Raw genomic sequence first — 17,200 nt, 5'->3', positions numbered from 1 at the left:
CGCACTCGTGTATTTAGGTAAAGTGCAGGCCATTATACAACAGAAAAATGTTCCTCTAAAAACTTTAAAAAAAGCAGTGCAGAGTTCGGGGTTATGGGGAAGCAAGTATCGCCAAATTGTTGACCATGCTGTTAGCGCACCAACAGAGTAGTGTTCCGACTCCCTGATCCTTGAGACCGTATCACGATGCTTATGCCTTGCGGTGGTAAGACGGGCGTAAAATAAGCAATAACGCATTTCCTGCAACATGTGTGTAATGAAGGGATTTTATTTTAAGATTATTTACCTCGTTTTTATTTAATTCCTGCCTGTCAGTGTTATTTTATTCAGACATTTATTGAATAACATTGCTAATAGCGAAAAATGGACACTTTCCAGTTTATGAATGTGCTGCGAGGTATGTTATAAAAACACAATAACGACTGAGGGTATTAATAAAGTGAAAAGTGTAAAGCTAATTGTCAGTACAATGTTCTGTGGAAGTTTCCTGCTGGCAACTGCGCCTGCGCATGCGGCGTATAAAGCGGATGAAACGCATGTAATCCAGTTTAAGAAAGGTACAAGTGGTGCAGATATCAAGGGGACAATTACGGGTGATAAAACAAAAGATTATACGTTTGTCGCCAAAAAAGGGCAGACCATGCAAGCAGTTCTGAAAAGCGCCTGGCCTCATCCTTTCATGAGTATTATTGCACCGGGCGAACAATTCATTTTTGATGGCATGATGAGTGGTGATACTTATAAAAATACGCTGCCTGCCAGCGGTAAGTATACCATCAGAATATATCAAAAAGGCGCGGCGAAGGATGAGGGGAAAACCAACGCATTCCAGCTGCACATGAAAATTACCAACTGATCATGAGGAAAAGATCGCCCAGGTGGTGATCTTTTCCTTTGCTATTAAACTTCTTCGCCAGAATAAGCCACAACGCAATTACGGCCTCGGTTTTTTGCCATATACAGGGCGCGGTCTGCGCAATCAGCTAGTTGTTCGGGGGCTGAACGGTTGTCAACCGAGGTTACGATACCCAGGCTGATGGTGATGATGCGTGGAAAATCACCTTTAGTCGTGGCCTGAGTTTGTTGTTCTACGTGTTTTCTGATTCGCTCTGCGATGTTAAATGCTGCATCAGCGTTAGTTTCAGGTAGCAAAATAGCAAACTCTTCTCCGCCAATACGCGCCACGATGTCGTTACGCCGACTCAGTCGCTGCATAATTTCTGACAGTTTAATTATCACTCTGTCACCCTGCAAATGTCCCCAGGTGTCATTGACCGACTTAAAGAAATCAATGTCGCAAAAGATAATGCTCAGGGGGTTATGGGTCGCTGTCATTTTAATCTCATTGCTGAGTGCGTTATAAAAATAGCCACGGTTGAAAAGTCGAGTCATCGGGTCGCGGACTGAATTTTCATAGGATAATTCATAGGCCTGACGTGAGGCTTTGTAGCGCTTGAAAATATCAGACATGAGCACGATCATCACGGCCATTGCGCTAAGGCACTCCAGGCCTCTGGCGAGATACCATCCAGCGGAGTCTATATGCGTGTACTTCAGCATAATGATGACACTTAACAGATTGCTCAGGGCAACCAGTGACATACTTACCCAAAACTGTGTTTTTAGCCGGGTTAATTTTGCCCCTAACAACATAATGCTGGTCCACAATATGATCAGGATATAAATAAAACTCCCACGCCAGGGGCGCAACCATTCGAATGTATCTGTATCAACTAACTGAAAGGCGATTGGCGTAACGCGAATGGAATAGAGGGTAGCCATTACCAGGTGCACTACGCTCCACACGTAAGTTGCATAAATTATTGTTTTGCTGCATTTTCCTTTTTTATGCTTGAATCTGTACAGATAATATGTAGCAAAAAACAACCCCGTAATTAACATATTTCTCATAAAATATAAAACAGCAATGTCGTTGTAGATAACACCGGGGAGGCCGTTTTTATAAAAATAAATATAGAGGGCAAGAAATAAAAAAAGACCCGAGCAATAGAATGCGCAGGCCAGGGGTAAAAGATATTTTTTGCGCCGATAACTCATGTAATTCATCGTCATAAAGCACCCAGTCTGAATGTGCAATACACCAGCAAAGGTTGCAATAACCGGGTAAAAAGAGAGGCTATAACGCTGATTACTAAAAGGGATATACCAAAGAAAAATGGATGTCGTTAGGGACAGGAGTAAAAAAAAAGTTAAATTCTTTCTGTGAATGTTTATTTGTGTTGTATTCATGATTTTTATGTATATAAAACAGCGCTATATTTCGGCTATCTTCTCAGCTTTGTATTTTGTCTTTTTGATTTTTATTGCTGTTGATTTTGACTGGCAGGAAAAGTCAGGGAGGAATTGGTATTAAAAAAACGATAAAAAACAGATTTGTTTTTTTATATAAGGAGTTGCGCAATGAGTTCTTCATTGCGCAAGACTATTTAACGTATTGTGCGGATGGCGTTAATCAACCCCTTAACGCCTTTTTCAAGTTTGGAACGTGGACATCCGGCATTGAGGCGCACAAAACCGCGTCCTTCTTCTCCGTATGTGTATCCGGGCATGATGGCGACTTTCTGCTGATGGATGAGTGCTTCCTGCAGTGCGTGGTCATCAAGGTTGAGTGGACGCAAGTCAATCCATGCCAGATAGGTGGATTGCGGAACCTGCCAGTTCAGTTCGGGGAATGCGTCATTCAGTTCGTGCGCGATGTAATGCAGGTTACTGGCAAGATAATCCCGCAGCGCATCAAGCCAGCTAGCGCCCTGTTGGTAGGCTGCGATATGTGCGCTAAGCGCGAGCACTGCAGGTGAGGAAAGACCATCCCGACCCTTTAACGCACTGAGGTAATCGTTGCGACTTTGCTCATCCTCAATAATCCCGTAAGCCCCGGTTAATGCCGGAATATTGAAGCTCTTTGAACCGGAGGTGAACAGCGCCCAACTGTCGCGTGCGACGTTACTCCACGGGATGTGCGGCTGGTCTGCCCATACCATATCCATATGGATCTCATCAGAAATGACTTTTACACCGTGGCGCTGACACAGTTCCGCCATGGTTTCCAGTTCATCGCGCGTCCATACCTTACCGGTTGGGTTGTGCGGGCTGCAAAGCAGGAGAATTTTGCTTTCAGGCCGGGACAGGGCTTTCTCTAGTGCAACCATGTCGCAAAACCAGCCGTCAGCGCGTTTTTCAAGTCCGACAGCGCATACCTGGCGCTGATTACCTTTAATCGCTTTGTAAAACGCGTCGTAAGCTGGCGTATGAATGACCACCGCATCCCCTGCTGAGGACCACTGGCGGATCAGCTCCGACACCATATAGATGACCGAGGGGCCATAAACCAGCGATTGAGGATCAATTTGGGTATTATGACGCGAGAGAAACCAGTGGCTAATCGCCGCCAGAAATTCATCATTTTTCCAGCGACTGTAACCTAACACGCCATGTGACAGGCGCTGAGTCAGCGCCTCCAGAATGCAGGGGGCGGTGGCAAAATCCATATCGGAGATGGTGAACGGCAGCAGGTCGGCTGAACCAAAACGGTCGGCAACGTAATCCCACTGGGTACACCAGGTACCATGCCTGTCCACAACTTTTGAAAAATCAAACATATTATTGTCCTTAAGCCTGTACGGTGTTCATCAGAACTGCGATCTCGTCTTTCACTGACTGGACCTGCGGACCAATAACAACCTGAAGATTATGCTGATTGAGTTGCACTACGCCAATGGCGCGATTGTCCTTCAGTGCCTGTACGTTCACAAGCGACATATCCTTCACTGACAAGCGCAGACGGGTAATGCAGTTATCAAGGCTGACAATGTTTTCCGCACCGCCCAGCGCCGCCAGAATGGCAGGGACGTTGTAACCGGATTTACTCGGTGCTCCCGCCATGACTTTTTCGATATTGCTGGCAATTTCGACGTCCCGACCCGGGGTCTTGAGATTGAAGCGTGTGATGGCGAAACGGAAGATCACGTAGTACACCGCGAACCAGATCGCAGCTACGACAGGGACCAGATACCACTTGGTAGAGAGTCCGTGCAGAATGCCGAATACCACAAAGTCAATCAGGTTACCGTCCGTGTTACCGATGGTGACGCCTAACACAGCCATCACGGTGAAACCAAGACCGGTCAGCAGGGCGTGGATTACATACAAAACAGGGGCAACGAACAGGAATAAGAACTCGAGTGGTTCGGTTGTACCGCCGATCACGCAGGCAATGAGACCAGAAATTAACAGCCCTTTAATTTTATGACGATTTTCAGGGCGAGCACAGTGGTACATAGCGAGCGCTGCCCCCGGCAAACCCCCGAGGAACGCCGGCATTTTACCCTGCGACAGGAAGCGGGTTGCGCTTTCAGAGAAACCTTGTGTTGTCGGGCAGCTCAGTTGAGCCTGGAAAATAGTCAGTGCGCCGCTCACGCTGTGACCGCAGACTTCCTGCGTGCCGCCAGCTTCGGTGAAGCGAATGAGCGCCACCAGAATATGATGCAGACCAAACGGCAGCAGCAGACGTTCACCGGTACCAAACAGCATTGGACCAAATTCGCCCGCGCTGTTGATGATGTGGCCGAGCCCGTTAATGCCCATGGCGAAAACCGGCCAAACCAGGGGAATGACCAGGCCGACCAGTCCCATCACCACCGAAGAGATAATTGGTACAAAGCGGGTACCGCCGAAGAACGCCAGTGCATCCGGCAGGCGAATGTTGTGGAAACGTTCATGCAGCATCCAGACGATGATCCCGGCAATAACAGCGCCGAGGATCCCTGTGTCGATCGACTGGATCCCCAGGATATTCTGCACGTTGTTGGCCTTCAGGATCGCGGCATCGGTGGTAGGCAAGATACCTTTCGCGGTTAACCAGAAGTTGACGGCAAGGTTCATCACCGCATAACCAACAAAACCGGCAAATGCCGCTACGCCTTTGTTCTCGCGGGCCAGGCCGAGAGGTATGGCAATACAGAACATCACCGGTAAGAAGCTAAACGCAAATGAGCCTACTTTGCTCATCCAGGTAAAAATAGCCTGCAGTACCGGATTACCCAATGCCGGAATCAGCGTTAAGACATCATGACTACTTAACGAGCTGCCGATCCCTAACATGATCCCGCAGAATGAGAGCAGAGCCACGGGCAGCATAAAGGTTTTGCCCAACTGCTGGAAAAATTCCCATAACGTAATTTTTGGTGTGGTTCTCGTCGTCATCAAACGACTCCTCGTAAAAGCTAGCTGACTAATGATGGCGAGAAGATAAAACGTTTTACCTAATTTTAGTGCGGTATAAATCACATTATCGAACGATAATAGGGCGTATAAATATAAGTGATTGATAAAACGTTTTATCCGTCACGTTATCAGGGAGTTTTCCGTTTTTATGGCTATAGCCAAAAAAATAACCATCCATGATGTTGCGCTGGCCGCGGGCGTTTCGGTTAGTACCGTCTCATTGGTGCTCAGTGGAAAAGGCCGTATTTCATCCGCGACCGGCGAACGGGTGAATGCCGCGATTGAGCAACTGGGGTTTGTGCGTAATCGCCAGGCATCAGCGCTGCGTGGCGGCCAGAGCGGGGTAATTGGTTTGATCGTGCGCGACCTTTCCACCCCGTTTTACGCCGAGTTGACAGCGGGTCTGACGGAAGCATTAGAAGCGCAGGGGCGCATGGTTTTTTTATTACATGGTGGCAGAGATGGCGAACAGCTGGCGCAGCGTTTCGCTATGCTGCTTAATCAAGGGGTTGATGGTGTGGTGATCGCCGGGGCTGCCGGCAGTAGCGACGACCTTCAACAACTGGCCGCCGATAAGGGGATTCCGGTAGTGTTTGCGTCTCGGGCCAGCTACCTGGATGACGTTGACACCGTCAGGCCTGACAACATGCAGGCAGCGCAATTGCTGGTTGAACATCTGATACGCCATGGGCATCAGCGCATCGCGTGGTTGGGGGGGCAGAGTTCTTCATTGACCCGTGCAGAGCGTGTCGGCGGCTATTGTACGACATTGCTAAAGTATGGTTTACCGTTTCATAGCGACTGGGTGCTGGAGTGCTCATCCAGCCAAAAGCAGGCCGCAGAGGAGGTGACTGCGCTGTTACGTCGTAACCCAACGATCAGCGCAGTGGTGTGCTACAACGAAACCATAGCCGTTGGCGCCTGGTTTGGCCTGATGAGAGCAGGGCGTCAGAGTGGTGAAATTGGCGTAGATCGCTACTTCGAACAGCAGATCTCGTTAGCCGGGTTTGCCGATGTAGCGGAAAATGCACTGGACGATATCCCCATTATTTGGGCCTGCACGCCCGCGCGTGAAATGGGTTATACCCTTGCTGAGCGCATGCTACAGCGCATTGGGCACGATGATGGTCATTCACGTAACTTAACGCTTTCCGCCCGGCTGGTGGTGGCAAAATAAAAAAGGCCCGATAAACACACGGTTATCGGGCCTGTTGTCACGCGTATTTACTGTTGCGGAATAGCCGGGACATCCGGCTCGCCGAGAGAAGGCATACCGAACATACCAACAAACTCATCCAGCGACATTTTTTGTCCGTTTAACGTAACCTGGCCGTTTGCATATTGCAGGCTGGAGCCGATGACGTTGTCCTGCATCGTTGTAATACGGAACATCTGACCCATTGCCGCCAGGCCATTCACCTGTTGCTTCGCCAGATCGGCCGCTTGCTCCTGCTGATAGCCTTCAATTTTGGCAATCTGCGTCATGAACTCAGTCGCCATATCAACCGGAATCGTCAGCTTAGCATCCAGTGATTTGACCGAACGATCCACTTCCTGAGCCAGCGTTTGTGGTTCCTCAGTATTTGCTGTCGGATCTTTTAGCAGCAGTGACAGATTAAATGCGGTTTCACCTTTTGCATTTTTCCAGCTCAGCGGGGCAATGGTGATAGCCGGCTCGCCTTTCATCAGAATCGGCAGCGCATTGAAGAAGGCTTCAGTGACTTTTTGCTGATAAAGCTCAGGATTTTGTACCACATCAATCTGCGCCATCAGTGCCTTGGTTTGGGCACTATATTGCTGACTGAACTGGTGTAGTGCTTCACCGTCAATCTGGCCAACTTTCAGCGTCAGTTTACCGCTACCCATATCCTGACCCTGCAATTTCAGACTGTTCAGCGTGTAATCCAACTGGCTGTTGACAGTTTTACCGTCGTTGATCAGATCGGATTTACCATCAATACCCATGCCTTCCAGAACCGCCAACTCTTTACCTTCGACGGAAATCGACAGTTTATCGAGTGACAATTTCTGGTCGCCGATGCGCTCACCAAAGCTGGCAATACTGCTGGAACCCTCAGTTTTCAGGTTATTGAAAGTCATTTGTACTTTCTGGTCATACTCGTTGACCGCATTGACCACACCGCTTTGCGCATTGCCTGTCAGCGAGACAGCATTACCTTCTTTGTCTGCTGTAAATTGGAATTCCCCGCCGCTGAAGGCTACTTTTTCGTCGCCTTTCTCATAGTTCAGTGGTTTGAGGGAGAGATCGGAACGGGTATCGCCGCTGTAGCTGATACGGGAGTTAATGACAAATGGCGACTCACCTTTGGCAATATCAAACAGCGGTTTGGTAACGTCGTTATTGACCAGCGTCGTTTTCACGGAGGCCATAGCCGGGACCAGATTCAGTGATTTCAGTTGCGCCAGCGGGAATGGACCGTGATCGACGGTTTCATTCAGGACGATACTTTGCCCCGGTTTTAGCCAGGAATCTGCCTGCCCGGCGATTGGTTTCACCACCAATTGCAGTTGGCTATTGAACACCCCGCGCTGGTAGTTTTGATAACTCAGTTCAATGCCCGCCTCAGGGGAGAAACGTTTTAACTGATCGTTTGCCTGTGTCACCATCTCGGCGAGATGCGTTTCAAGTTTCTTACCTGTGTACCAGGCGCCGCCCGTCCAGACGATACCCAGCGCAACCACCACACCCGCAGCTACCAGCGATTTTTTCATTTCGATATCCATAAAATAAAACCAGGCGTTTGAAGACGCCTGGAGGAGTGACATGTCTTTAACACACTACAGCTTAGCAAGAGTTGTTAAAAATATCAGTATCTTGCTATAGCTTGTTATAAACCCGGGCTAAACGACCTGCGCCACTGATGTTAACCGGCGATTCATTCGCGCCAATAAAGGCCGATTCACCCGGTCGCAGAACCAGACGTTGCTCGCCTTTGCTCAGCACGGCTTCACCCTCGATGCAGAACAAAATGGCCGCACTTTGCTGGCTGATATCTGCGCCACTGGTAGTAAGCTCATGCAGGGAGAACGCAAAATCGTCAACCGGGATTGGGAAGTCCAGTTCACCATCAGATTCAACCGGCGTGGTCAGTAACTGGTTTGCTGGCTTGGCGACAAACTTCACGTTGGCGACCAGTTCCGGGATATCAATATATTTTGGCGTCAGTCCGGCGCGCAGCACGTTGTCCGAGTTAGCCATCACCTCAAGCGCCACACCTTGCAGGTAAGCGTGCGGGGTTTCGGCAAATAAGAACATAGCCTCGCCTGGATTGAGTTTCACCACATTGAGCAGCAGCGGGGAGAAAAGCCCACTGTCGTTCGGGTAGACGTCAGCGATCAGACGGATGGTTTGCCAGGGTTCACCCTGCTGGCTGTTCAGCGCCGATTTCAGGATCGCTAACGCATTGGATTTCTCCTCATCCTGCATATTCAGCAAGCTGGCGAAAAGATAGCTCAGACGTTCCGCACTCGGCTCTTCCAGGAAATGTGCAATAGCCGGATGTGCGGCGGAAACGGGTTGTAACAATGCAACAATGTCAGAGAACTCGCGGAATGCGTTCATCGCCAGGAAAGGCGTCAAAGCAAATACCAGTTCTGGTTTGTGGTTAGGATCTTTGTAGTTGCGCTCGGCGGCATCCATCGGGATCCCCGCGGCGTTTTCTTTGGCAAATCCAATTTCAGAATTGTGTTTGTTAGGATGAACCTGAATCGAAAGCGGTTGAGCAGCGCAGAGTACTTTAAACAGGAAGGGCAGTTCACCAAAACGTTGCGCTACGGCTTCGCCTAGCAGTGCGGATTTATCGTGCTCGATAACGTCGCGCAGAGCAACCGTCTGACCGTCAGCGCCCAGAACCTGCGAACTGCTTTTCGGATGCGCGCCCATCCACAACTCAGCCATCGGTTGCTGAGTGGGGTTGGCAATGCCATAGAGTTCCGTTAACGCCGTTTTACTTCCCCAGGCGTAGTTCTGCACTGAGTTGATGAGTTTTTGCATTATCAAGCCCTGTTTCAATGTTGAATTTTCTACGGCTATTAAACCAAGAAACCCTGAGGGAAGTAACCTGCACATGTAAAAAGTCGTACTTGTCTCAGTTTTTGTTAAAAAAATGTGTAGGATATGGTGACTCGCTTTTAATACCCTGAGTAATTCCGGTTGCAGAAAGCTCTTCCTTCTACAACCGGATCTGCGGCAGGGAAGCAGGGCAATGGAACATCTGCCCAGAGAATAACCAGACCGAGCAGTAAGTGAGAGCACAATGTCAAACAAACCCTTTCATTATCAGCATCCTTTCCCCCTCAAAAAGGATGATACCGAATACTATCTGCTGACCAGCGACTATGTCTCTGTTGCCGAATTTGAAGGGCAGGAGATTGTTAAAGTTGCACCGCAAGCCTTAACCCTGCTGGCTCGTCAGGCCTTTCATGATGCGTCGTTTATGCTGCGTCCCGCACATCAACAGCAGGTAGCTGATATTCTGCGCGACCCGGAGGCCAGCGAAAACGACAAATATGTGGCCCTGCAATTCCTGCGTAACTCTGACATCGCGGCAAAAGGCATTTTGCCGACCTGTCAGGACACCGGAACTGCGATTATCGTGGGTAAAAAAGGTCAGCGTGTCTGGACCGGTGGGGGTGATGAGGAGGCGCTGGCACGAGGCGTCTATAACACCTACATCGAAGACAACCTGCGCTATTCACAAAACGCCGCGCTGGATATGTATAAAGAGGTGAACACCGGTACCAACCTGCCAGCACAAATCGATTTGTATACCGTCGACGGCGATGAATACAAATTCCTGTGTATTGCCAAAGGCGGTGGTTCGGCGAACAAAACCTATCTGTACCAGGAAACCAAAGCGCTGCTAACACCGGGCAAATTAAAAAATTACCTGGTTGAGAAAATGCGTACGTTGGGCACTGCGGCTTGTCCGCCGTATCATATCGCGTTCGTAATCGGTGGAACATCGGCAGAAGCCACGCTGAAAACGGTCAAACTGGCTTCTGCAAAATACTACGACGAACTGCCGACAGAAGGTAACGAACATGGTCAGGCATTCCGCGATGTAGAGCTGGAAAAAGAGCTGCTGATTGAGGCGCAGAATTTGGGGCTTGGCGCGCAGTTTGGTGGGAAGTACTTCGCGCATGATATCCGCGTGATCCGCCTGCCGCGTCACGGCGCGTCGTGTCCGGTTGGCATGGGTGTTTCTTGCTCAGCCGATCGAAATATCAAAGCCAAGATCAACCGTGAAGGTATCTGGATCGAAAAACTGGAACATAATCCTGGCAAATTTATACCGGAAGAGCTGCGCCAGGCGGGAGAGGGCGAAGCGGTACGTGTTGACCTCAATCGTCCGATGAAAGAGATTCTGGCTCAGCTTTCCCAGTATCCGGTTTCCACACGTCTGTCGCTCAACGGTACAATTATCGTTGGCCGTGATATTGCGCATGCGAAACTGAAAGAACGTCTGGATAACGGCGAAAGTTTGCCGCAGTATGTTAAAGATCACCCGATCTATTACGCAGGTCCGGCAAAAACGCCGGAAGGTTATGCCTCTGGTTCGCTGGGTCCAACCACTGCCGGACGTATGGACTCGTATGTTGACCAGCTTCAGGCCGCTGGTGGGAGCATGATTATGCTGGCGAAAGGCAATCGCAGCCAGCAGGTGACCGATGCTTGCCATAAACATGGCGGCTTCTATTTGGGTAGTATTGGCGGCCCCGCCGCGGTACTGGCTCAGGGCAGTATCAAGGGCCTGGAGTGCGTGGAATACCCGGAACTCGGGATGGAAGCCATCTGGAAAATTGAAGTAGAAGATTTCCCGGCATTTATTCTGGTAGATGACAAAGGCAACGATTTCTTCAAGCAAATTCAGACGTCGCAGTGCGCACGCTGCGTTAAGTAACGTCAGCCGCCCTTCGGGGCGGTTTTTTTTACCGCACGAACCACCAAACGACAGTTTTATCCTCGTTAATACTCATAAGACCAATGCAAATGGGCAATGTCGAAACATAACCTAATCAACTGTTAATGTAAGGAGCAGGTAATGGTAACGGTACGCCGCGAGAATGATTCAATGGGGGCGATTGATGTTCCTGCCGATAAGCTTTGGGGCGCGCAAACCCAACGTTCGCTGGAGCATTTTCGTATCTCTACGGAGAAAATGCCGGTCTCGCTGATCCATGCGCTGGCGCTGACGAAACGCGCCGCGGCAAAGGTTAACCAGGATCTGGGGCTGCTGGCGGAGGATAAAGCCAGGGCTATTATGCAGGCTGCAGATGAGGTGTTGGCAGATAAACACCGCGATGAGTTTCCACTGGCCATCTGGCAAACCGGCTCAGGCACGCAAAGCAATATGAACATGAACGAGGTGCTGGCAAACCGGGCCAGCGAATTGCTGGGCGGCGTGCGGGGGATGGAGCGAAAAGTACACCCCAACGATGATGTCAATAAAAGCCAAAGCTCGAACGATGTCTTCCCGACCGCAATGCACGTTGCCGCACTGCTGGCGCTGCGTAAATCTTTGATCCCAAAATTAAATGTGTTGACTAAAACGCTCAGTGATAAGTCCCACGCTTTCGCCGATATCGTTAAAATTGGTCGTACACATCTGCAAGATGCAACTCCACTTACGCTTGGCCAGGAGATTTCCGGCTGGGTAGCAATGCTTGAACATAACCTCAGACACATTGAAAACAGTTTACCGCATGTAGCAGAACTGGCGTTGGGGGGAACCGCGGTAGGTACCGGACTGAACACTCATCCCGAATACGCCCGCCGGGTCGCGGATGAACTGCGGGTCATTACCTGCGCGCCGTTCGTTACCGCTCCGAATAAATTTGAAGCGCTGGCCACCTGCGATGCCCTGGTTCATGCCCACGGAGCGCTAAAAGGACTGGCAGCGTCGCTGATGAAAATCGCCAACGATGTACGCTGGCTGGCATCTGGCCCGCGCTGTGGTATTGGCGAAATTTCAATTCCGGAAAATGAACCGGGCAGCTCGATCATGCCGGGTAAAGTCAATCCTACCCAGTGTGAAGCGCTGACCATGCTTTGCTGCCAGGTGATGGGTAACGATGTCGCCATCAATATGGGCGGGGCGTCAGGTAACTTTGAGCTCAACGTCTATCGACCGATGGTCATCCACAACTTCCTGCAGTCGGTACGCCTGCTGGCGGACGGTATGGAAAGCTTCAATGAACATTGCGCGATGGGAATCGAGCCCAACCGTGAACGAATAGATCAACTGCTCAATGAGTCGCTGATGCTGGTGACCGCGCTCAACACCCATATCGGTTACGATAAAGCGGCTGAAATTGCCAAAAAAGCGCATAAAGAAGGGCTGACGCTAAAAGCCTCCGCTCTGGCGCTGGGATATCTAACCGAAGCGGAGTTCGACAGCTGGGTACGTCCGGAACTGATGGTTGGCAGCATGCGGCCAGGCAGTTAATCCGCAACGTACAGGTGCAGCCGGGGAATAATCAATCTCAACGGCTGCGCCTGAGGTTTAAAACGATGTTGAACGTTATCGGCATCGTAATTCAGTAACTCGCCGATATCCGGTACGGTCATACCGTTGTCGTTATTAAGCAGTGCAATTAGTGGTGTCGGGCAGGCATATTGCACCTGTTTTTGCTCTCCTTTGTACCAGACTCGGGCAATAGGCTGCACTTTTACCGGTCTTTTAATTTTCAGGCGGGCCTGCTGCGGTAAGGCGGCGATATCCTGATATTCGCGTTCAAGCTTCGCCTGCCATTCTTCACGTGTCCAGGGATGTACGCTGCGCGGTGAGGTCAGGCTTTTTTCCAGTTGCTGCAGTACTTCATCGCGTTTCAGGTTTTTAATAATGTGCTTGTTAGCCCAGCCGAATCGGAGGGTGGCAGGATCTCTGACAACGGTGAGCGTGCGATAGGCATTCAGTGTAATCAGCCCCGGCAGGTGGCGATGCACCCATTCGAAACGTGCTGCCGGCGCCAGCCCTGATTCTACTGTAACAATGCGCTCGAAGGTGGTTTTCAACTGGTTTATACGCTGGACTTGTTCTTCCAGAGCACATTGCCCCGCATTATCAACCTGGTAGCACAATACACCCGGTAGGCGGACGGCCGCTTTGCTGCTGCGGTTTTCGGACTGCTGTTGAATAAACAGGTGACGGTAATGACGCAGTGCCAGCGCTTCAGCCTCTTTGCCTAAATGCTGCTTAACATCAATGTTTTGCAGAGGGGCATGCTCTGCCTCTTTGACCACTTCCGGTAACGAGAATACGCGGGCAATAAGCAGCGTCTGCTGCAACAGGTTTTCGTTCAGAAGCGCCAGTTCTTGTTCCATCTGGCGAAAGGTGCCGTTCAGGCGGTCAACGAGATCGTAACGGGCCATAGATTTACCATTTTAGTTACAACATACTTTTTTTTATAACACAACATCCACCACGTGGCCACCGAGCAGAATAGGTCAGGCAGCCGAAATTTCAGGAATGTTATGCCAGACGGGCCAACGGAAAGTAAACCGGGCACCGCCAAGTTCACTTTTATCACAGACGACCGTCCCTCCCATAGCCAACGCTATTGAGTGGACGATGGCTAACCCAAGCCCACAACCCCCGGTCGCCCGATCACGGCTGGGGTCAAGGCGTACAAACGGTTCAAAAATCTGTTCGCGAGCGTCTGGTGCAATGCCGGGGCCGTCGTCTTCCACTACCAGCGTGGCTTGATTGCCGTTCAGCAGCAGACTGGCTTGCACTGTAGACTGGCAATAGCGCAGGGCATTGTTCAGCAAATTATCCAGGACCCGCTCCATCAGGCGCATATCCAACGCGCCGTAGTCGCCAGTTTCGAGATGACGTAAGTGCACCTCACGGTCAGGATTCACGCTTTGCACATCCTCCAGATGGGTGGTTAACCAAGCAGGCAAGTCCGGTACACTGAGCTTCAGTTCATTTTGCGGGCGATCCAGGCGGGCGTAGGTCAGTAACTCTTCGATCAACGCTTCCAGTTGGCCAATATCACGATTCAGAGCCTGAGATTCCTGCTCGGTGAGGTTATCACTCATTTCCAGCCGGTAACGTAAACGTACCAGCGGGGTACGAAGCTCATGGGCAATACCATCGATGAGCTGTTTTTTACTGGCGATCAGCGCATTGATATTGTCGGCCATTTGGTTAAACGCTACGCCCAGGCGCTCAAAGCTGGAACCGCTGTCAAAATGAAGGCGTTCACTCAGATGACCTTCACCAAAACGTTGTGCGGCGGATTCGAGTCTGAGCATTTCCTGCCAGTGCGGGCGCATCCAGATCAGTACCGGGAAGGCCAGTGAGATAGCAATAAACGCCATCAGCGCGATGTCCAGCAAGCGCATTTGATGGAGAAAATAGAGGTAGGGAACCGGACCGACGGCCAGCACATAATGGCTGCGAGGAATGCGTTGAATAAAGGTGTATTGATCGTCAAGTGCCACAATATCGCCTTCGCGCAAACGCTGCATGGTTGGGGCATCCAGTGTGTACTTATTCAGCGGTTCAACGCGCAGGTCAAATGAGAGGTTTAAATCCATCTCCTTCAGCGTCTTACCCCAGTCGCGTGGCGGGATTTCACGTAGTTCACTGCGCATCAGGTACAACGAGCTTTTCATCAAATCGTCGAGCGACTGTCTGCCTGCGCGTTCTGCGGTGAATTTGTATACCAAACCGACCAACAGGGTCATCACCAAAAAGCAGACAAACAGCAGGAGGTAAAACTGCACAAACAGTTTCTTCATAAAAAATCACCGAACGCTCAATAAGTTAGCGAGTGCACGTGTCCCTCAGGGGAAAAAAGTGGGCACAGCGGTATCCGCCGATGCGTGGGTTCAGAAAGGTTCTCCGATCACCATCCGGCGTGCTTGTCCACGCAGAGTACACTGTATATCTCTTTTCTGCATTCTTATGGCTCCTACGGGCGCGGAATGACCTTTCGCTGGATCACGCATTGCTTTCTACGCTGTAAGTTAATCAAAATCGGGATGGGGTTGTTCTGGCGTATGTCACGACCGCACCTAAAAGGTTACTTCGTTTCTCAACGTAGATGGTGTTGTTATATTCGTAGTTCCCTTCGGGATAGCAAATTCTGATGTTAGTCCCGAGATCCGGATCGTCAACATCAGCCCCCGAACAGCTTTTAGAACTTCCTGTAGCATAGACGTATGTGGCGGTATAGGACGAGGGGACACCCGGAATGAACCAGGTTATCGCCATAACCATGATCACTGAAAACAGCACCATGGCAATGCTGATGCCACCAAATAATTTCAGATAGGTTTGGAAGGGACTTTTTTTCATTATCCCATTACCTACCAGAAATAAGGTAATTAACAATGACACTGCCAGAGAAATAAGCATGAGGTATTTGGATGTGAGCGGGTAGAGAAATGTCGCTCTGTATATCGTTACCTTCCACCAGTAAAAGAGAAATATTGCGCCGAGAGATGAGACGGTAACAAAAAACAAATATGGATATGAGTATTTTCTCATCCTTGTGACTCCAGAACAATTTCTCCATTTGGGTTTAATAAATTACCATTTGTTTTGAATAATGAAAACGCCTCTCTTGTTTGAATTGTTAGGTACGCCGCAGACCAGAGAATTTGCGCTATCTTTGGGGATATAGGTATAATAAAAAAATGGATATTCTCACCCGTGGCAGGGATGACTGACCTTGCGTATAATGCGTGCCTATACTTCCTGAAAAGTGCTGTGACTGAAAATATGAATCTCAATCGCTGCTGTTATTCGCTACTCATTTTCGCAGCGGTCGGCTGCATTTTCACCGCTTATCCTCTTGTTATATGGTTTCTACTCGCCAACGTTTTGACGTTGCTGTTATACGGCGTGGACAAAATGGCGGCACGCAAGGACTGGCGCAGAGTGCCGGAATCCACATTGCTGGTGTTTGGCGTTGTGGGCGGGTGGGGCGGCGCGATAGCGGGTCAACAAATCTTTCGCCATAAAACACAAAAGCAGCCTTTCAAAACCTACTTCATTATCAGTGTTATAGTGAGTATTTCTGTGATGGGCATGATTTATAAGCTATATCCATTTTTACTCTCCTGAGCATGGTTGGTGAATAAACTGCCGGTTTATTTGAGGCAGGAAATATATTTTTCACCTGAACGGCGCACAATTTCATCGGCATTTTGCGTAATATCTTTACCTTCAAATGCGCCGTAAAGTTGCTTAAATTTCACTGTTCTCAGGCGTTGGATGATGTCGCTGACGGTGGCGGCTGGCAACGGTAGCATATTGGGGTAGCTCCACATAAATGAGACTGCATGGGCACCTGGTGTAACTTGAACGATGTCGCCAGAAAGCACGACGCCTTCGTCACGCGCCCAGTGCAGGACGCAGCCGCCAGCAAAGTGCCCGCCGAGACGTATCATCGTGACGTCACGGGTTAACTCAATGGTGTCGCCATCCCAGAATCTAATCCACGGGCTGTCACGCATTACCCACCCTCTGTCGCTGGCATGAAGGTAAATCGGCGCGTTAAATTCCGCAGCCCAGTCCTGCATGGTGGTGTAGTAATGAGGATGCGAAATCGCGATAGCCTTAAGGCCGCCAAGGGACGTTATTAGCGTTTTTGTGGCATCGTCGAGCGTGGCAATGCAGTCCCACAGAATATTTCCTTCTGGGGTACGCACAAGAAACGCGCGCTGATCAATTGCAAAATCAGGAACGGTGCGGATGCTGAGGAGAGTACTGTCGTGTTGCTTCCACTTATTTGTATGCGATGCACACAGGGTGTCAAAATCGATCCATTTCTGCCCGCTTGTGGGGACATATTGACGTTCATCCAGGCAGATATCGCAATGTTCCGGATGGGCGCCAGTTACCTCATAGGATGTTCCACAGGTTTTGCATAACGTGATCATCGTGTCCTCCTCATATACCGAACACAGTCAGCATGG

General features: G+C 50.0%; 14 protein-coding genes. 5 read left to right on the top strand and 9 right to left on the bottom strand.

Translation table 11 applies throughout. From position 1 onward, the window contains the following. The first annotated feature begins 439 nt into the window (after positions 1–439). Positions 440–856, top strand: a complete 417-nt coding sequence (locus JQN59_RS12535) for a DNA breaking-rejoining protein (protein WP_239484186.1) — start codon at positions 440–442, stop codon at positions 854–856. A gap of 44 nt (positions 857–900) precedes the next feature. On the opposite strand, the gene JQN59_RS12530 is transcribed toward JQN59_RS12535, so the two are convergent. From JQN59_RS12530 to malX, 3 genes are all read right to left on the bottom strand, one after another. Next, a complete protein-coding gene (locus tag JQN59_RS12530; protein ID WP_239484185.1) occupies positions 901–2,073 on the bottom strand; it encodes a GGDEF domain-containing protein in 1,173 nt (390 codons plus the stop codon). Between the two features lie 374 nt (positions 2,074–2,447). Continuing rightward, positions 2,448–3,620: a MalY/PatB family protein gene (locus JQN59_RS12525; protein ID WP_149607200.1), complete on the bottom strand. Its 1,173-nt coding sequence runs from the start codon at positions 3,618–3,620 to the stop codon at positions 2,448–2,450. 10 nt (positions 3,621–3,630) lie between these two features. Continuing rightward, positions 3,631–5,223, bottom strand: a complete 1,593-nt coding sequence (malX, locus tag JQN59_RS12520) for a maltose/glucose-specific PTS transporter subunit IIBC (RefSeq protein ID WP_149607201.1) — start codon at positions 5,221–5,223, stop codon at positions 3,631–3,633. Between the two features lie 169 nt (positions 5,224–5,392). Between malX and JQN59_RS12515 the strand changes: the two genes are divergently transcribed. Next, entirely contained in the window at positions 5,393–6,421 is a 1,029-nt protein-coding gene (locus JQN59_RS12515; protein WP_048226587.1) for a Mal regulon transcriptional regulator MalI, read from the top strand. A gap of 47 nt (positions 6,422–6,468) precedes the next feature. Here JQN59_RS12515 and JQN59_RS12510 read toward each other — a convergent pair whose 3' ends face one another. Together JQN59_RS12510 and manA are read right to left on the bottom strand one after the other, a co-directional pair. Then, on the bottom strand, positions 6,469–7,977 hold the full coding sequence (locus JQN59_RS12510; protein ID WP_100272901.1) for a YdgA family protein: 1,509 nt from the start codon (positions 7,975–7,977) through the stop codon (positions 6,469–6,471). A 106-nt stretch (positions 7,978–8,083) separates the two neighbouring features. Further along, on the bottom strand, positions 8,084–9,259 hold the full coding sequence (manA, locus tag JQN59_RS12505) for a mannose-6-phosphate isomerase (protein WP_149607202.1): 1,176 nt from the start codon (positions 9,257–9,259) through the stop codon (positions 8,084–8,086). 262 nt (positions 9,260–9,521) lie between these two features. On the opposite strand from manA, the gene fumB reads away from it, so the two are divergent. Beyond that, the gene (fumB, locus tag JQN59_RS12500) at positions 9,522–11,168 is read left to right on the top strand and encodes a class I fumarate hydratase (RefSeq protein ID WP_149607203.1); all 1,647 of its coding nucleotides are present in this window, start codon (positions 9,522–9,524) and stop codon (positions 11,166–11,168) included. Positions 11,169–11,309: 141 nt separating this feature from the next. Next, on the top strand, positions 11,310–12,713 hold the full coding sequence (gene fumC, locus JQN59_RS12495; RefSeq protein WP_048214253.1) for a class II fumarate hydratase: 1,404 nt from the start codon (positions 11,310–11,312) through the stop codon (positions 12,711–12,713). On the opposite strand, the gene tus is transcribed toward fumC, so the two are convergent. The 3 genes from tus to JQN59_RS27180 all read right to left on the bottom strand — a co-directional run bounded on the left by tus (position 12,710) and on the right by JQN59_RS27180 (position 15,767). Further along, positions 12,710–13,639, bottom strand: coding sequence for a DNA replication terminus site-binding protein (tus, locus tag JQN59_RS12490; RefSeq protein WP_103014910.1), 930 nt, complete (start codon positions 13,637–13,639; stop codon positions 12,710–12,712). The two genes, fumC and tus, sit on opposite strands and share 4 nt — an antisense overlap. A 75-nt stretch (positions 13,640–13,714) precedes the next feature. After that, positions 13,715–15,016, bottom strand: coding sequence for a two-component system sensor histidine kinase RstB (gene rstB, locus JQN59_RS12485; protein WP_032943359.1), 1,302 nt, complete (start codon positions 15,014–15,016; stop codon positions 13,715–13,717). A gap of 232 nt (positions 15,017–15,248) precedes the next feature. Next, on the bottom strand, positions 15,249–15,767 hold the full coding sequence (locus JQN59_RS27180) for a hypothetical protein (protein ID WP_103014909.1): 519 nt from the start codon (positions 15,765–15,767) through the stop codon (positions 15,249–15,251). A 234-nt stretch (positions 15,768–16,001) separates the two neighbouring features. Here JQN59_RS27180 and JQN59_RS12475 point away from each other — a divergent pair, with 234 nt between their 5' ends. After that, a complete protein-coding gene (locus JQN59_RS12475) occupies positions 16,002–16,346 on the top strand; it encodes a DUF1294 domain-containing protein (RefSeq protein ID WP_048216318.1) in 345 nt (114 codons plus the stop codon). A gap of 26 nt (positions 16,347–16,372) precedes the next feature. Here JQN59_RS12475 and JQN59_RS12470 read toward each other — a convergent pair whose 3' ends face one another. After that, positions 16,373–17,164 carry an MBL fold hydrolase gene (locus tag JQN59_RS12470; RefSeq protein WP_048214249.1) on the bottom strand — a complete coding sequence of 264 codons (792 nt, stop codon included), beginning with the start codon at positions 17,162–17,164 and terminating at the stop codon, positions 16,373–16,375. Between the last annotated feature and the right edge of the window lie 36 nt (positions 17,165–17,200).

Origin of the sequence: Citrobacter sp. B72, assembly GCF_016894305.1 — a bacterium.
GTDB classification, from domain to species: domain Bacteria; phylum Pseudomonadota; class Gammaproteobacteria; order Enterobacterales; family Enterobacteriaceae; genus Citrobacter; species Citrobacter portucalensis.
Note: the sequence above shows the minus strand (reverse complement) of the source record. Positions and strands in the feature narration are given on the sequence as shown.

What these genes read in the sequence shown, in the direction of transcription:
- JQN59_RS12525 (WP_149607200.1), bottom strand. Translation starts at nt 3,620, where the DNA reads ATGTTTGATTTTTCAAAAGTTGTGGACAGGCATGGTACCTGGTGTACC.
- manA (WP_149607202.1), bottom strand. Translation starts at nt 9,259, where the DNA reads ATGCAAAAACTCATCAACTCAGTGCAGAACTACGCCTGGGGAAGTAAA.
- rstB (WP_032943359.1), bottom strand. Translation starts at nt 15,016, where the DNA reads ATGAAGAAACTGTTTGTGCAGTTTTACCTCCTGCTGTTTGTCTGCTTT.
- JQN59_RS12470 (WP_048214249.1), bottom strand. Translation starts at nt 17,164, where the DNA reads ATGATCACGTTATGCAAAACCTGTGGAACATCCTATGAGGTAACTGGC.
- JQN59_RS12515 (WP_048226587.1), top strand. Translation starts at nt 5,393, where the DNA reads ATGGCTATAGCCAAAAAAATAACCATCCATGATGTTGCGCTGGCCGCG.
- JQN59_RS27180 (WP_103014909.1), bottom strand. Translation starts at nt 15,767, where the DNA reads ATGAGAAAATACTCATATCCATATTTGTTTTTTGTTACCGTCTCATCT.
- malX (WP_149607201.1), bottom strand. Translation starts at nt 5,223, where the DNA reads ATGACGACGAGAACCACACCAAAAATTACGTTATGGGAATTTTTCCAG.
- JQN59_RS12510 (WP_100272901.1), bottom strand. Translation starts at nt 7,977, where the DNA reads ATGAAAAAATCGCTGGTAGCTGCGGGTGTGGTGGTTGCGCTGGGTATC.
- JQN59_RS12530 (WP_239484185.1), bottom strand. Translation starts at nt 2,073, where the DNA reads ATGACGATGAATTACATGAGTTATCGGCGCAAAAAATATCTTTTACCC.
- fumB (WP_149607203.1), top strand. Translation starts at nt 9,522, where the DNA reads ATGTCAAACAAACCCTTTCATTATCAGCATCCTTTCCCCCTCAAAAAG.
- tus (WP_103014910.1), bottom strand. Translation starts at nt 13,639, where the DNA reads ATGGCCCGTTACGATCTCGTTGACCGCCTGAACGGCACCTTTCGCCAG.
- fumC (WP_048214253.1), top strand. Translation starts at nt 11,310, where the DNA reads ATGGTAACGGTACGCCGCGAGAATGATTCAATGGGGGCGATTGATGTT.
- JQN59_RS12475 (WP_048216318.1), top strand. Translation starts at nt 16,002, where the DNA reads ATGAATCTCAATCGCTGCTGTTATTCGCTACTCATTTTCGCAGCGGTC.